At 63.4% G+C, this 14,493-nt stretch carries 15 protein-coding genes; 7 read left to right on the top strand and 8 right to left on the bottom strand.

Going from position 1 to position 14,493, the window contains the following annotated elements; genetic code table 11:
* Positions 1-9 precede the first annotated feature (9 nt).
* Entirely contained in the window at positions 10-867 is an 858-nt protein-coding gene (locus tag R9B85_RS12115) for an SDR family oxidoreductase (RefSeq protein WP_207877007.1), read from the top strand.
* Positions 868-996: 129 nt separating this feature from the next.
* Here the strand turns inward: R9B85_RS12115 and R9B85_RS12110 are convergent, their stop codons facing one another.
* The 5 genes from R9B85_RS12110 to R9B85_RS12090 form a co-directional block, all read right to left on the bottom strand.
* The gene (locus tag R9B85_RS12110; protein WP_207877009.1) at positions 997-1,728 is read right to left on the bottom strand and encodes a hypothetical protein; all 732 of its coding nucleotides are present in this window, start codon (positions 1,726-1,728) and stop codon (positions 997-999) included.
* Between the two features lie 58 nt (positions 1,729-1,786).
* Entirely contained in the window at positions 1,787-2,167 is a 381-nt protein-coding gene (locus R9B85_RS12105) for a RidA family protein (RefSeq protein WP_085621514.1), read from the bottom strand.
* A 23-nt stretch (positions 2,168-2,190) separates the two neighbouring features.
* Complete coding sequence (gene spoT / locus R9B85_RS12100; protein ID WP_013974799.1) at positions 2,191-4,299, bottom strand: bifunctional GTP diphosphokinase/guanosine-3',5'-bis pyrophosphate 3'-pyrophosphohydrolase; 2,109 nt, start codon at positions 4,297-4,299, stop codon at positions 2,191-2,193.
* A 59-nt stretch (positions 4,300-4,358) separates the two neighbouring features.
* Complete coding sequence (rpoZ, locus tag R9B85_RS12095) at positions 4,359-4,622, bottom strand: DNA-directed RNA polymerase subunit omega (RefSeq protein ID WP_003253383.1); 264 nt, start codon at positions 4,620-4,622, stop codon at positions 4,359-4,361.
* 262 nt (positions 4,623-4,884) lie between these two features.
* On the bottom strand, positions 4,885-5,757 hold the full coding sequence (locus R9B85_RS12090) for a LysR family transcriptional regulator (RefSeq protein ID WP_013974798.1): 873 nt from the start codon (positions 5,755-5,757) through the stop codon (positions 4,885-4,887).
* Between the two features lie 207 nt (positions 5,758-5,964).
* On the opposite strand from R9B85_RS12090, the gene R9B85_RS12085 reads away from it, so the two are divergent.
* The 3 genes from R9B85_RS12085 to R9B85_RS12075 all read left to right on the top strand — a co-directional run bounded on the left by R9B85_RS12085 (position 5,965) and on the right by R9B85_RS12075 (position 9,780).
* The gene (locus R9B85_RS12085; RefSeq protein ID WP_423771037.1) at positions 5,965-7,347 is read left to right on the top strand and encodes a glutamine synthetase family protein; all 1,383 of its coding nucleotides are present in this window, start codon (positions 5,965-5,967) and stop codon (positions 7,345-7,347) included.
* Between the two features lie 4 nt (positions 7,348-7,351).
* Complete coding sequence (locus R9B85_RS12080) at positions 7,352-8,125, top strand: gamma-glutamyl-gamma-aminobutyrate hydrolase family protein (RefSeq protein ID WP_112249421.1); 774 nt, start codon at positions 7,352-7,354, stop codon at positions 8,123-8,125.
* 113 nt (positions 8,126-8,238) lie between these two features.
* Positions 8,239-9,780: an APC family permease gene (locus R9B85_RS12075; RefSeq protein ID WP_112249420.1), complete on the top strand. Its 1,542-nt coding sequence runs from the start codon at positions 8,239-8,241 to the stop codon at positions 9,778-9,780.
* A gap of 124 nt (positions 9,781-9,904) precedes the next feature.
* Here R9B85_RS12075 and gmk read toward each other — a convergent pair whose 3' ends face one another.
* Together gmk and R9B85_RS12065 are read right to left on the bottom strand one after the other, a co-directional pair.
* Positions 9,905-10,525, bottom strand: coding sequence for a guanylate kinase (gmk, locus tag R9B85_RS12070; protein WP_112249419.1), 621 nt, complete (start codon positions 10,523-10,525; stop codon positions 9,905-9,907).
* Between the two features lie 13 nt (positions 10,526-10,538).
* Positions 10,539-11,402, bottom strand: a complete 864-nt coding sequence (locus R9B85_RS12065; RefSeq protein WP_112249418.1) for a YicC/YloC family endoribonuclease — start codon at positions 11,400-11,402, stop codon at positions 10,539-10,541.
* 228 nt (positions 11,403-11,630) lie between these two features.
* On the opposite strand from R9B85_RS12065, the gene rph reads away from it, so the two are divergent.
* The gene (gene rph / locus R9B85_RS12060; RefSeq protein ID WP_252379161.1) at positions 11,631-12,353 is read left to right on the top strand and encodes a ribonuclease PH; all 723 of its coding nucleotides are present in this window, start codon (positions 11,631-11,633) and stop codon (positions 12,351-12,353) included.
* Between the two features lie 23 nt (positions 12,354-12,376).
* On the top strand, positions 12,377-12,745 hold the full coding sequence (locus R9B85_RS12055; RefSeq protein WP_112249417.1) for a DUF4870 domain-containing protein: 369 nt from the start codon (positions 12,377-12,379) through the stop codon (positions 12,743-12,745).
* Positions 12,746-12,859: 114 nt separating this feature from the next.
* On the opposite strand, the gene R9B85_RS12050 is transcribed toward R9B85_RS12055, so the two are convergent.
* Positions 12,860-13,639: an exodeoxyribonuclease III gene (locus tag R9B85_RS12050; protein WP_003253401.1), complete on the bottom strand. Its 780-nt coding sequence runs from the start codon at positions 13,637-13,639 to the stop codon at positions 12,860-12,862.
* A gap of 80 nt (positions 13,640-13,719) precedes the next feature.
* Between R9B85_RS12050 and pyrE the strand changes: the two genes are divergently transcribed.
* On the top strand, positions 13,720-14,361 hold the full coding sequence (pyrE, locus tag R9B85_RS12045; RefSeq protein WP_313857218.1) for an orotate phosphoribosyltransferase: 642 nt from the start codon (positions 13,720-13,722) through the stop codon (positions 14,359-14,361).
* Positions 14,362-14,493 lie beyond the last annotated feature (132 nt).

Below are 14,493 nucleotides of genomic sequence, written 5' to 3'. Positions count from 1 at the left end.
AGTTTAGAGATGTCAGGCCTTTCCGTGATGGTGGTGGGATGTGGTGATGTAGGCGGGCGCCTTGCCCGGCAGATGCTTGCGCGCGGTTGGCAGGTGAGCGGCCTGCGTCGGTCGGTCGGGCAGTTGCCGGCGGGGGTCGTGCCGGTGGCTGCGGACTTGTCCGAGCCATCGATTCCCGACGCCTGGCCGCAGCGCGCGCCGGACTACCTGGTGTATTGCGTGGCGGCCAGCCAGCACGACGAGGCGGGTTACCAGGCAGCCTATGTCGACGGTTTGCGCCATGTGCTGGCCTGGCTGACCGAGCGTGGCCAACGCCCACGGCGCCTGCTGTTCGTGTCCAGCAGCAGCGTGTATGCACAGAAGGACGGCGAGTGGATCGAAGAAGGCGCCGCCACCGAGCCTGAAGGTTATTCCGGGCGGTTGATGCTGGAGGCTGAACGGCTGGCACTGGCCAGCGGCATCCCGGCCAGCGTGGTGCGCCTGACCGGCATCTATGGCCCGGGCCGCGAGTGGCTGCTCAGCCAGGTGCGCCAAGGCTACCGCGTGGCCGAGGAGCCACCGCTGTATGGCAACCGCATCCATGCCGAGGATGCTGCCGGCCTGTTGGCGTTCCTGTTGCAGGCGGATGCCGACGGCAAGGTGCTGGACGATTGCTACATCGGCGTCGACGACGACCCGGCGCCGCTGGCCGATGTGGTGGCCTGGCTGCGGGCGTACATGGGGGTAACCGAATGGTCGGATGAGCAGCGCGTGCGGCGCACCGGCAGCAAGCGCTGCAGCAACGCCCGGGCGCGGGCGTTGGGCTGGGCGCCGGCGTATCCGAGCTACAAGGAAGGTTATGCGGCCATCCTGAAAGGCCTGTGCTGAGGCTACTGGCCTCTTCGCGGGTAAACCCGCTCCCACAGATATACCACTGGTTTCAAGCCTGGCGGTGTACCTGTGGGAGCGGGTTTACCCGCGAAGAGGCCGGTGTATTCGGCCGCGATCCAGCAAGTCTCAATCCAGCTCCAGCACCCACTGGCGCTTGCCGGCTGCCAGCACTGGCATTTCATCCGGCTGCGCCCGGTTCACTGCCTGGAAAATCTCCAGCTTGTCGCCATCGCGCTTGAGGATGAACGGCGCGCCACGCTGGTTGCGCTCCAGCCACAGGCTGTCGTTGCTGCCACCCATGGTCGCGCAATCACCCGCCAGGCACAGGGCGAAACGGTCTGGCCCCGGCAGGCCGGTGACGTTGCCGGTGTCGCCGAAGCGCACGCTGGCACCTTTGCCCTGGCCTTCGATGATCTTCCAGTTGCCGCCCAGATAGGCCTGGTACAGGGCTTTCTCGAAGCTGCTGCCCAGTGGCGCATTGGCCGCCGTCGGCGCTTTGGCGCGCACGAAGGTCTGCTTGCCGCCGTTTTGATCGACAGCCTGCAGTTCGTCGCCATCGAGCGACAGCTGTTCAGTCTGGCCGCCCTGGAAGCTGGCCTGCCATTGCTTGTCGGTGGCGCTCAGCTGGCCGTCGGCCGCTTCGAAGCCATTGCTGTAGCTGGCCTGTTGGCTGGCAACGTCGAGCTTCCACTCGAACACCGGCCCGTGCTCATTGAGCGCCTGGCGCAGGCTGCCGCCCTTGACGGCCGCATTGATGGCGTCCTGGTTGATCCAGGTGCCGTTGAAATCTTCGGGTTTGTGGCTGGCGCAGCCGCCCAGAAGCAGGGCTGCCAGCGCTAGGGGCAGTGCTTGACGCATGACGGGGTAACCTTGCAGAGAAGGGAAGGTGACGGGCAGGGCGCCCGTCACCGGGGCATCATTCGATGACCAGGATGGCGTCCATTTCGACCTGGGCGCCTTTCGGCAGCGCGGCAACACCGATGGCGGCGCGGGCCGGGTAAGGCTGCTCGAAGTAGCGGCCCATCACCTCGTTGACCTTGGCGAAGTGGCTCAGGTCGGTGAGGAAGATGTTCAGCTTGACGATGTCCTTGAACGAACCGCCAGCGGCTTCAGCCACGGCCTTGAGGTTCTCGAACACTTGTACGGTCTGGGCTTCGAAGCCATCGACCAGTTCCATGGTCTTCGGGTCCAGCGGGATCTGGCCCGACATGTATACGGTGTTGCCGGCCTTGATCGCCTGCGAGTAGGTGCCGATGGCGGCAGGGGCCTTGTCGCTGTTGATGACGGTCTTGCTCATGATGACTCCTTGCGGTTGGCGGACTACGTACGCATGCGGGTGATGCGGACCACACCGGTCAGGGTACGCAGCTTCTTGATCACACGCGCCAGGTGCACGCGGTCGTGCACGCTGACCACCAGTTGGACCACGCTGATACGGCCGTCGCGTTCGTCCATGCTGATTTTCTCGATGTTGCCGTCGGCAGCGTTGACACTGCTGGCCAGCAAGGCAATCAGGCCGCGCTGGTGCTCCAGTTCGACACGCAGCTCGACATTGAATTCACCGGTGATGTCCTTGGCCCAGGAGAGCTGTACGCACTTCTCGGGGTTGTGGCGGATTTCACTGATGTTGCGGCAGTTTTCCAGGTGCACGACCATGCCCTTGCCGGCTGACAGGTGGCCCACGATCGGGTCGCCCGGGATCGGCGTGCAGCACTTGGCGTAGCTCAGCACCAGGCCTTCGGTACCGCGGATCGCCAGCGGGCCTTCCGGTGCTGGCAACTGCTCGCCTTCGGCCGACAGCAGGCGGCGTGCGACCACGTAGGCCATGCGGTTGCCCAGGCCGATGTCTTCGAGCAGGTCTTCGATCAGTTCCAGGCGGTACTCGGCGAGAATCGCCTGGATACGTTCCTGGGGGATCATCTCCAGGCTGCTGTCGAAGCCGGTGAGCACCTTGTTCAGCAGGCGTTCGCCCAGGCTGATGGACTCGGAGCGACGCTGCTGCTTGAGCGCGTGGCGGATGTGCGTACGCGCCTTGCCGGTAACCACGAAGTTGAGCCAGGCCGGGTTCGGCCGTGCGCCCGGGGCGCTGACGATTTCCACCGTCGAGCCGCTTTGCAGCGGTTCGGACAGCGGCGCCAGGCGGCGGTTGATGCGGCAGGCGATGCAGCTGTTGCCGACGTCGGTGTGCACCGCATAGGCGAAGTCGACGGCCGTGGAGCCTTTGGGCAGCTCCATGATGCGGCCTTTTGGCGTGAACACGTAGACCTCGTCCGGGAACAGGTCGATCTTCACGCTCTCGATGAATTCCAGCGAGTTGCCGGCACGTTGCTGCAGCTCGAGGATGCCCTTGACCCATTGGCGGGCGCGGGCGTGGCTGCCCTTGGGCTGCTCGTCGTCGTTGGACTTGTACAGCCAGTGCGCGGCGATGCCGTTGTTGGCCATCTCCTCCATCTCGCGGGTGCGGATCTGGATTTCGATGGGCACGCCGTGCATGCCGAACAGCGTGGTGTGCAACGACTGGTAGCCGTTGGCCTTTGGGATCGCGATGTAATCCTTGAAACGACCGGGCAGCGGCTTGTACAGATTGTGCACCGCACCGAGTACGCGGTAGCAGGTGTCGACCTTGTCGACGACGATGCGGAAGGCGTACACGTCCATGATCTCGTTGAAGGCGCGGCGCTTGCCGCGCATCTTCTTGTAGATGCCATAGAGGTGTTTCTGCCGGCCGCTGACCTCGCCCTCGATGCCGTCGGCAGCCAGGCAGTTGGCCAGCGAATGCTCGATCTTGGCGACGATTTCCTTGCGGTTGCCGCGAGCGCTTTTCACCGCACGGTGAATCAGCGACGAACGCATCGGATGCATGGCCTTGAAGCCGAGGTCCTCGAACTCCACGCGCACGGTATGCATGCCCAGGCGATTGGCGATGGGGGCGTAGATCTCGAGGGTTTCCTTGGCGATGCGCCGGCGTTTTTCGCCGGACAGCACTTCCAGGGTGCGCATGTTGTGCAGGCGGTCGGCCAGCTTGACCAGGATCACGCGGATATCGCGGGCCATGGCCATGGCCATCTTCTGGAAGTTTTCGGCCTGCGCCTCGGCCTTGGTCTCAAAGTTCATCTGGGTCAGCTTGCTGACCCCGTCGACCAGTTCGGCCACGGTCTCGCCAAACTGCTGGCTGAGGGCTTCCTTGGCGATGCCGGTATCTTCGATCACATCGTGCAGCATGGCCGCCATCAGGCTCTGATGGTCCATGTGCATGTCGGCGAGGATGCTGGCCACGGCCAGCGGGTGGGTCACGTAGGGCTCGCCACTGCGGCGGCGCTGCCCATCGTGGGCCTGTTCGGCGTAGAAATAGGCACGCCGGACCAGGTTGACCTGTTCGGGGCCAAGATAGGTCGACAGCCGTTCGGCCAAGGCTTCTATACCCGGCATGGGTTTACCTCCTGCCGAGGAAGGGGGCCTTGCGCCGTGCGACGTCGACCTGGCATCAATCAGACAGCCTCGTTGTTCTCGTCCTCGAACGCGGCGAACACCGGATCCTCGGTGACGATCTCTTCAGCGGCGATGAATTCGTTGGTGACGATGCCTTCGGCGATTTCACGCAGGGCAACAACGGTCGGCTTGTCGTTTTCCCACGCAACGCGTGGCTCTTTGCCGCCGGTCGCCAGCTGGCGAGCGCGCTTGGTCGAGAGCATGACCAGCTCAAAGCGGTTATCCACGTGTTCCAGGCAGTCTTCAACAGTTACGCGGGCCATGGTCTTCCTCAGTAGCAATTGCGGTGGGCGTGCAGCCCGATAATGGGCAGGCGGACTCGATAGTTTAAAAAATCACCAGCCAATAGGGAAGCGCTGTTTTGTCGGGTGGTTACCTTCAAGCCCTGTGTTGCCTTCTTCGCGGCTGAAGCCGCTCCCACAGGGACCGCATTGTCCTCAGGTCCATCACCGCACCCTGTGGGAGCGGCTTCAGCCGCGAAAGGGCCGCAACAGACACTCTCGATACATGAGCCTGACGATACCCTCAGAGCATCGCGTCACGCAACCGCGGGGTCAGCTCCTCGAACAGGGTCTGCACCGAGCGCAACGCCCGGCAGTCCGGCCGGGTCAGCAGCCACAGCTGGGTGTCGCAACCCGGCAGCGGCCCGCTCAGCGCATCCACCCCGGGCAGCGCGTGCACCATGTAGTCCGGCAACGCTGCCACGCCGAGCCCGGCCGTGACCAGCTGGGCGATGGTCGACATGCCGCTGCACTGGTAGCGCGGGCTCAACCCCGGGTGCTGCTGGTTGCGCCAGACCACCGTGGGGTGGTCCTGCATCGAGTCGTCGGGGGCGATCCACGGCACGCTGGCAGGTGACTCTGCCAGGCGTTCGCGCCATTGCGGCTGGCCGCAGACTACGTAGGAGGTGGACCCCAGGTTGCGGCCCACCAGGTGCTCTGGTGGCGTGTTGGTCAGGCGCAGGGCAATGTCGGCATCGCGCCGGCTGAGATTGGCGAAGGTATTGGAAGTGCCCATCTCCAGCGACAAGGCCGGGTAGTTGGGCATGAACTCGGCCAGAGCCGGCAGCAGCAAGCTATGCATCACCGCCTCGGTACAGGTCAGCCGCACGGTGCCGCTGACCACCTGCTCGCCACTGGTCATGGCGATGCGCGCTGCCTCCAGCGCCTGCTCGGCGCGCTCGGCCTGTTCAGCCAAGGCCTGGGCGGTATCAGTCGGCAGGTAGCCCTTGCGGCTCTTGACGAACAAGGCGGTGCCCAGCGCCGACTCCAGTCGGCGGATCGAGCGGAAGACCGTCGACACGTCGACCTTGAGCAGCTCGGCGGCCTTGGCCAGCGAGCGGCCACGTTCCAGGGCCAGGACCAGGGAGAGGTCGGCATGGGTAATCTGATATTGCATTGGTGCACGCTCTGCTTGCCGAATTGCCAATGTCTGTTGCGTTTTGGCCATTTTATAGTGGAACGGCCCCCGGGAATCAATGCGCCCGGTCGGGTAACCAATCCCCACGATGGGAAAGTGAAAAGAACAACAGCTGCAACCATCGTCGCCCGTGAGGCGCCAGCCGTATCCCCCACATCGCCGCAGCAAATCAAAGGATGTACAGCCATGACGTCGGTAACCCCGTGCGCCAGTTCTTCCAGCGAGATGAATGACTTCCTCCAGGCCCATCCGGACACGCAGTACGTCGACCTGCTGATCTCCGACATGAACGGCGTGGTACGTGGCAAGCGCATCGAGCGGGCCAGCCTGCACAAGGTGTACGAGAAGGGCATCAACCTGCCGGCATCGCTGTTCGCCCTGGACATCAACGGGTCCACCGTCGAGAGCACCGGCCTTGGCCTGGACATCGGCGATGCCGACCGCATCTGCTTCCCGATCCCCGGCACGCTGTCGGACGAGCCATGGCAGAAGCGTCCCACTGCCCAGCTGCTGATGACCATGCATGAGCTCGATGGCCAGCCGTTCTTCGCAAACCCGCGCGAAGTACTGCGCCAGGTGGTGAGCAAGTTCGATGACCTGGGCCTGGATATCTGCGCCGCGTTCGAGCTTGAGTTCTACCTGATCGACCAGGACAACCTCAACGGTCGCCCGCAGCCGCCGCGCTCGCCGATTTCCGGCAAGCGCCCGCAGTCGACCCAGGTGTACCTGATCGACGACCTCGACGAATATGCCGACTGCCTGCAGGACATGCTCGAAGCCGCCAAGGAGCAGGGCCTGCCCGCCGATGCCATCGTGAAGGAAAGCGCCCCGGCACAGTTCGAGGTCAACCTGCACCATGTGGCCGACCCGCTGAAGGCCTGTGACTATGCGATCCTGCTCAAGCGCCTGATCAAGAACGTTGCCTACGACCATGAAATGGACACCACCTTCATGGCCAAGCCTTACCCAGGCCAGGCAGGCAACGGCCTGCACGTGCATATTTCGTTGCTGGACAAGAAAACCGGCAAGAACATCTTCGCCAGCGACGACCCGCTGCAAAGCGACGCGTTGCGCCACGCCATCGGTGGTGTGCTGGAGACCATGCCGGCGTCGATGGCCTTCCTCTGCCCGAACATCAACTCCTACCGCCGCTTCGGCGCGCAATTCTACGTGCCCAATGCGCCAAGCTGGGGCCTGGACAACCGCACCGTGGCCGTGCGCGTGCCCACCGACAGCAGCGACAACGTACGCCTCGAGCACCGCGTGGCCGGCGCCGACGCCAACCCCTACCTGATGCTCGCGGCGATCCTCGCCGGTGTTCACCATGGTCTGACCAATCAGGTCGAACCGCAGGCACCGATCGAAGGCAACTCCTACGAGCAACTGGAGCAGAGCCTGCCGAACAACCTGCGCGATGCCCTGCGCGCGCTGGACGACAGCGAAGTCCTCAACCAATACATCAGCCCGGACTACATCGATATCTTCGTGGCCTGCAAGGAAAGCGAACTGGCCGAGTTCGAAGTGTCGATTTCCGACCTCGAGTACAACTGGTACCTGCACACGGTGTAAGCCCATGAGCGCAAATGCGGTCCCCTTGATCGGTGTCAGCGCCTGCCGCCAGCAGGTGGGGAAGAACTCGTCGCATACGGTAGGCGACAAGTATGTCGAGGCGGCCGGCTTTGCCGGCTTGCCATTGATCTTGCCGGCCCGCGACGGGGGCAGCGACACGCAGGCGCTGCTGGCTCGTCTGCACGGCATTGTTTTTACCGGCTCACCTTCAAATATCGAACCGCATCATTACAATGGCGCCCCCAGCGCGGCGGGTACCCGGCACGATCTGGCACGCGATCGCCTGACCCTGCCGCTGTTGCAGGCGGCCATTGCCGCTGGTGTGCCGGTGTTCTGTATTTGCCGTGGCTACCAGGAATTGAATGTGGCGCTGGGCGGCAGCCTGCACCAGCGCGTGCAGGAACTGCCCGGCTACCTTGACCACCGTGAACCTGAGGACGCACCCCTGGAGGTGCAATACGGCGCTCGTCACCTTGTCGGCATCGAGCCTGGCGGGTTGTTCGAGCGCCTGGGCCTGGCTGCGCAGTTCGAGGTCAACTCGCTGCACAGCCAGGGCATCGACCGCCTGGCCCCGGGCCTGCGCGTCGAGGCACGGGCCCCGGATGGCCTGATCGAAGCGGTGTCCATGCCTGCGGCGCCGGGCTTTGTGCTTGGCGTGCAGTGGCACCCGGAGTGGCGATTTACCGAGAACCCGGTCTCGCGGCGCCTGTTCCAGGCGTTTCGCGAGGCCTGCATTGCTTACGCTACACGGGAGGGCGCACGGCAGGAGGCATTCTGACGTCACCCGAAGGTCTCGGATGACTTGTTCCCGGCAACAAGCTTTCAATGAGTGAAAGCGGGCCTTGTGCGCAAGGCCTGTGAAAACAATTCCAAAATTTACGGCAAATACTCATGAGCAATTACACAGAAGCCGGCCGCCCACCCGATGTGGCGGCCGACGCGGGCAACACCCAGCGCAGCAAGGGCCTGGCCACGGGCCGGCTGGGCTTGCTGGCCAGCGTGGTGCTGGGCATTTCCACCATCGCCCCGGTCTACACCCTGACCGGCGCCCTTGGCCCGACCGTGCGCGAAGTGGGCGCACACCTGCCAGCGGTGTTCATCGTCGGCTTCCTGCCGATGCTGCTGGTGGCCCTGGGCTACCGCGAACTGAATTCGGCGGAGCCGGACAGCGGCACTTCGTTTACCTGGTCGGCGCGTGCCTTCGGCCCGATGATCGGCTGGATCGGCGGCTGGGGCCTGGTGGTCGCCACCACCATCGTGTTGTCGAACCTGGCCGGGGTGGCGGTCGATTTCTTCTACCTGTTCCTTGGCCAGATCACCGGCAAGCATGAGCTGGCGGCATTGGCCGACAACCTGCTCATCAACATAACCACCTGTTGCGTGTTCATCGCCCTGGCGGTGTGGATCTGCTGTCGCGGCATGACCACCACCATGACCGTGCAATACGGCCTGGTGGCCCTGCAGTTGCTGGTGCTGATCGGATTTGCCTTTGCCGCTTTCGGCGAAACCACGGCGCCGCCACCGCTGGAATTCGATTTCGCCTGGTTCAACCCGTTCGGCGTCGAATCGTTCTCGGCCTTTGCCGCCGGGCTGTCGCTGTCGATCTTCATCTTCTGGGGCTGGGACGTGTGCCTGACCGTCAGCGAGGAATCGGTCGGCAGTGACGAGGTGCCGGGCAAGGCGGCCACCTGGACCGTGTTGCTGATCCTCGGCCTGTACCTGTTCACCGCCATTGCCACCCTGCAGTTTGCCGGTATCAGCGAACAAGGCCTGGGCCTGAACAACCCGCGCATCCAGGAAAACGTCTTCGCCCACCTGGCCGGTCCGGTCATGGGGCCGCTGGCGATCCTGATGTCCATCGCTGTGCTGGCCAGTACCGCGGCGTCGCTGCAGTCGACCTTCGTGTCGCCGGCGCGCACCCTGTTGGCCATGGGATACTACGGTGCAGTGCCGCAGAAGTTCGCCAGCGTCTGCCCACGTTCGCAGACCCCGCGTTACGCCACCATCTGCGCTGGTGTGGCTGCGGGCCTGTTCTACGTGACCATGCGCACCCTGAGCGAGAACGTGTTGGCGGATACCATCACTGCACTGGGCATGATGATCTGCTTCTACTATTCGCTGACGGCCTTCGCCTGTGTCTGGTACTTCCGCCACAGCCTGTTCGACAGCCTGCGCCACTTCCTGATGCGCGGCCTGTGCCCGCTGGTGGGTGGGGTAATCCTGTCGGTGATCTTCTTGCGTACCGCCATCGACAGCGCCTCGCCGGACTTCGGCAGCGGCTCGCATGTGGGCGGGCTGGGGCTGGTGTTCGTGATCGCCGCGATCATCTCGGTGCTGGGCATCGTGCTGATGATGCTGTCGCGCCTGCGCGCGCCGGCATACTTCCTGGGGGCAACCCTGCGTCAGCAGGCTACCTTGCCTTTGCAGGAATAAAGCTGGGGGCGCTTTGCGCCCCATTCGCAGCACAAGGCTGCTCCTGCAATGGCGCGATGTACGCTGTCGATGTAGGAGCAGCCTTGTGCTGCGAATGGGCTGCAAAGCAGCCCCGTTCGCTCTTTCAGGAAAGTAGTTCTTTCAGCAGCCCGCTGTTGCGTTGTTGCTGCTTCTTCAGCCGCAGGCGATTGGAGCGGAACACCGCTTTCAAATCCTCCAGCGCCACGTCGAAATCATCGTTGATGATCACGTAGTCGTACTCGTCGTAGTGCACCATCTCGCTGACCGCTTCCTGCATGCGCCCGGCAATGATTTCTTCGCTATCCTGCCCGCGGCCATCCAGGCGCTCGCGCAGGGCCTGCTGGCTTGGCGGCAGGATGAACACCGACAAGGCCTCGGGCATCAGCTTGCGTACCTGCTGGGCGCCTTGCCAGTCGATCTCCAGGATCAGGTCATTGCCCTGGTCGAGCACCTCTTGCAGCGCGCTGCGCGAAGTCCCGTAGAAATTGCCGAACACTTCGGCGTGTTCCAGGAAGTCACCCTTGGCGATCAGCCCCTTGAAGTCGTCATGGCTGACGAAGTGGTAGTTCACGCCGTGCTCTTCGCCTGGGCGCATGGCGCGGGTAGTGTGCGAGACCGAGACGCTTACGCGCTTGTCGGCCTTGATCAGGGCGGTGACCAGGCTGGTCTTGCCGGCGCCCGAAGGGGCCGAAACGATGTAGAGGGTGCCGCTGCTGTGGTTCATGGTCGGGGTGGCCTTACTCGATGTTCTGTACTTGTTCACGCATCTGTTCGATCAATACCTTCAGGTTGACCGCCGCTTGCGTGCTGCGTGGGTCGAAGGCCTTGGAGCCTAGGGTATTGGCCTCGCGGTTGAGTTCCTGCATCAGGAAGTCCAGGCGTCGGCCGGCGGCACCGCCACCCTTGAGCACCCGGCGTACTTCGGTGACGTGAGTGCTGAGGCGGTCGAGTTCCTCGGCCACGTCGCTCTTCTGCGCCAGCAGCACCATCTCCTGCTCCAGGCGCTGCTGGTCGAGTTCGGCCTGCATGTCGCCGAAGCGGTCGAGGATCTTCTGCCGTTGCGCTGCCAGCATCTGCGGCACCAGGGCACGCAGGGTGGTGACTTCGCTGGCCATGTTGTCCAAACGTTCGTTGATCAACCGGGCCAGTTCCTGGCCTTCACGCTGGCGCCCGGCCTTGAGCTCGGCCAGCGCCTGATCGAACAACGCCATGGCTTCTGTATTCAGTGCCTGTGGATCGCTGGCGTCGGCTACCAGCACGCCTGGCCACGACAGCACCTCCAGCGGGTTCAGTGGTGCCGGCTGCTTGATCAGCCCGGCCACTTCCTCGGCGGCGGCAACCAGCTGCGCGGCGCGCTCGCGGTCCACCTTCAGCGGTTTGCCGTTGCTGTCTTCGTTGAGGCGCAAGGTGCATTCCACCTTGCCCCGCGACAGGCCCTGGCGCAGGCCTTCACGCACGGCGCCTTCGAGGTCGCGCAGGGCCTCGGGCAGACGCAGGTGCGGCTCCAGGTAACGGTGGTTGACCGAGCGCAGCTCCCAGACCAGGGTGCCTTGGCTGCCGGCGCGCTCGACACGAGCAAAAGCGGTCATGCTGTGCACCATGGGGAGTACCTCGCGTATATGAATGAACGGTGGGAGCCTCTCGGCTGCAAGGCGCAGGATTGTAGCGCAGTGGGGCCTTGGCGCCCAATCCACCCATGTTACCGACGGGTGGCCTGGCCGGTAGGAAAAGGCGACGGGCTGTGCGGGGCGCGACAATAGGCATGTCTTCCCCTGGCCGTGGGCTCTATAATGCTCGGCAGATTCAAAGTCCCAGTACAGGTATCCCAGATGAAACGTCCAAGTGGTCGCGCCGCCGATCAGCTCCGCTCGATCCGCATCACCCGCAACTACACCAAGCACGCCGAAGGGTCGGTACTGGTCGAGTTCGGTGACACAAAGGTCATCTGCACGGTCAGCGTGGAAAACGGTGTGCCGCGCTTCCTCAAAGGCCAGGGCCAAGGCTGGCTGACCGCCGAATACGGCATGCTGCCGCGCTCCACCGGCGAGCGTAACCAGCGCGAAGCCAGCCGTGGCAAACAGGGTGGCCGCACCCTGGAAATCCAGCGTCTCATCGGTCGTTCGCTGCGCGCCGCGCTGGACATGAGCAAACTCGGTGACATTACTCTGTACGTCGACTGCGACGTGATCCAGGCCGATGGCGGTACCCGTACCGCGTCCATCACCGGTGCCATGGTCGCCCTGTGCGACGCCTTGGCGGTGATCAAGAAGCGCGGTGGCCTGAAGGCCGGCAACCCGCTCAAGCACATGATCGCCGCAGTGTCGGTGGGCATGTACCAGGGCGAAGCGGTGCTTGACCTGGACTACCTGGAAGACTCCGCTGCCGAAACCGACCTGAACGTGGTCATGACCAGCGCCGGTGGTTTCATCGAAGTGCAGGGTACTGCCGAAGGCGCGCCGTTCCAGCCTGAAGACCTCAACGCGATGCTCGCCCTGGCACAGAAGGGCATGACCGAGATCTTCGAACTGCAGCAGGCGGCGCTGGCCGACTGAACCCAGCCAGGGAGGTGCGGGGCATGAGCGAATCCAACCTGTCGATCACCCCGCCCAATGCCGAAATCCGGCAGTGGGCGATGTTCTGCCACCTCTCCGCGCTGCTGGGCCTGGTGGTGCCGCTCGGGCACTTGCTGGGCCCGCTGGTGCTGTGGCACCTCAAACGCGAGCAAGACCCTTTCATCGACGCCCAGGGCAAAGAGGCGCTGAACTTTCAGATCAGCGTGACCATTGCCGGGTTCATCTGCTTCCTGCTGATGTTCGTGTTCATCGGACTGATGCTGTTCGCCATGCTGATGGTCGCGGTGATGATCCTGATCATCATCGCGGCTGTGCGGGCGAATGAGGGCAAGCCGTATCGCTACCCGATGATCTGGCGGCCGATCAAATAATGCTGGGGCTGCTTTGCAGCCCTATCGCGACACAAGGCCGCTCCTGCAAGGGATATGCATTCCCTGTAGGAGCGGCCTTGTGTCGCGATAGGGCCGCAAAGCGGCCCCATGCCTTCAGATGGTCAACGTCCAGTCATAGTCGACGATCAGCGGCGCATGCTGGGAGAAGCGCGGCTGACGCGGCAGGCGGGCGTTGCGCACGAAGCGGCGCAGGCCCGGAGTGAGGATCTGGTAGTCGAACCGATAGCCCAGGTTGAGCATCTCGGCCTGCTCGTTGTCCGGCCACCAGCTGTACTGGTCGCCTTCACGGCTGACTTCGCGCAGGGCATCGACGTAACCCATCTCGCCGGTGATCGCATCCATCCAGGCGCGCTCCGGCGCCAGGAAGCCCGGCGACTGCTGGCTGTCACGCCAGTTCTTGATGTCGAGCTTCTGCTGCGCCACGTAGAACGAGCCGCAGTAGATGTATTCGCGACGCTTGCGACGCTGTTTGTCCAGGTACTTGGCGAAGTCGTCCATCAACTTGAACTTCTGGTTCAAGTCTTCGTCGCCGTTCATGCCCGAAGGCAGCAGCAGGCTGGCGATACTGACTTTGTCGAAATCTGCTTGCAGGTAACGCCCGTAGCGGTCGGCTGTCTCGAAGCCCAGGCCGGTGATGACTGCCTTGGGCTGCATGCGCGAATACAGGGCCACACCACCTTGGGCTGGCACCTCCGCGTCGCAGGCATAAAGGAAATAGCCATCGAGCTGGAAAGCTGGGTCATCGAGTTCAAAGGCCGAGGCGCGGGTATCCTGAAGGCAGATGACGTCGGCATTCTGGGCTTGCAGCCAGCTGAGCAAACCACGCTCGGCCGCAGCCTGAATGCCATTTACGTTCACACTGATGATCCGCATAAATGGCCCCAAAAATCTCGTGCGTGTATGATACCCGAGCTCAACCCATTTAGCTAAATCCGTGGTGTCCGGGACTATCCATGCAGCCGTATCAGCGCGACTTCATCCGTTTTGCCATCGATCGCGGGGTACTGCGTTTCGGTGAATTCACCCTGAAATCGGGGCGTACCAGCCCGTATTTCTTCAATGCCGGCCTGTTCAACAGCGGTTCCGCCCTGGCCGAACTGGGCCGTTGCTATGCCGCAGCCATCGTCGACAGCAAGATCCCGTTCGATGTGCTTTTCGGCCCGGCCTACAAGGGTATCCCGCTGGCAGCGACTACTGCCGTGGCCCTTGCCGATCAGCATCAGCTCGACGTGCCATGGTGCTTCAACCGCAAAGAAGCCAAGGACCACGGTGAAGGTGGCAGCCTGGTCGGTGCACCACTGGCTGGTGATGTGCTGATCATCGACGATGTGATCACTGCCGGTACCGCCATTCGTGAGGTCATGCAGATCATCAAAGCCCAGCAGGCCAAGGCCGCAGGCGTGCTGATCGCGCTGAACCGCGAAGAGCGTGGCAATGGCGAGCTGTCGGCGATTCAGGAAGTGGAGCGCGACTTCGGTATTCCGGTGGTCAGCATCGTTTCGCTGACGCAGGTGCTGGAGTTCCTGGCCGATGACCCGCAGCTGAAGCAGCATCTGCCGGCTGTGGAAGCTTACCGGGCGCAGTACGGGATCTGATCCGGGTCTGGAAATGAAAAAGGCGACCTTCTTGTGAAGGTCGCCTTTTTTGTGTCGCCTGTTCTGGCCTCTTCGCGGGTAAACCCGCTCCCACAGGGTTGGCGCTATCCCTGTGGGAGCGGGCGTGCCCGC

The sequence above is a fragment of the Pseudomonas sp. NLJ1 genome (assembly GCF_049486705.1).
GTDB classification, from domain to species: domain Bacteria; phylum Pseudomonadota; class Gammaproteobacteria; order Pseudomonadales; family Pseudomonadaceae; genus Aquipseudomonas; species Aquipseudomonas inefficax.
The sequence above is the reverse complement of the archived record's forward strand: the minus strand, read 5'-3'. Positions and strand labels throughout refer to the sequence as shown.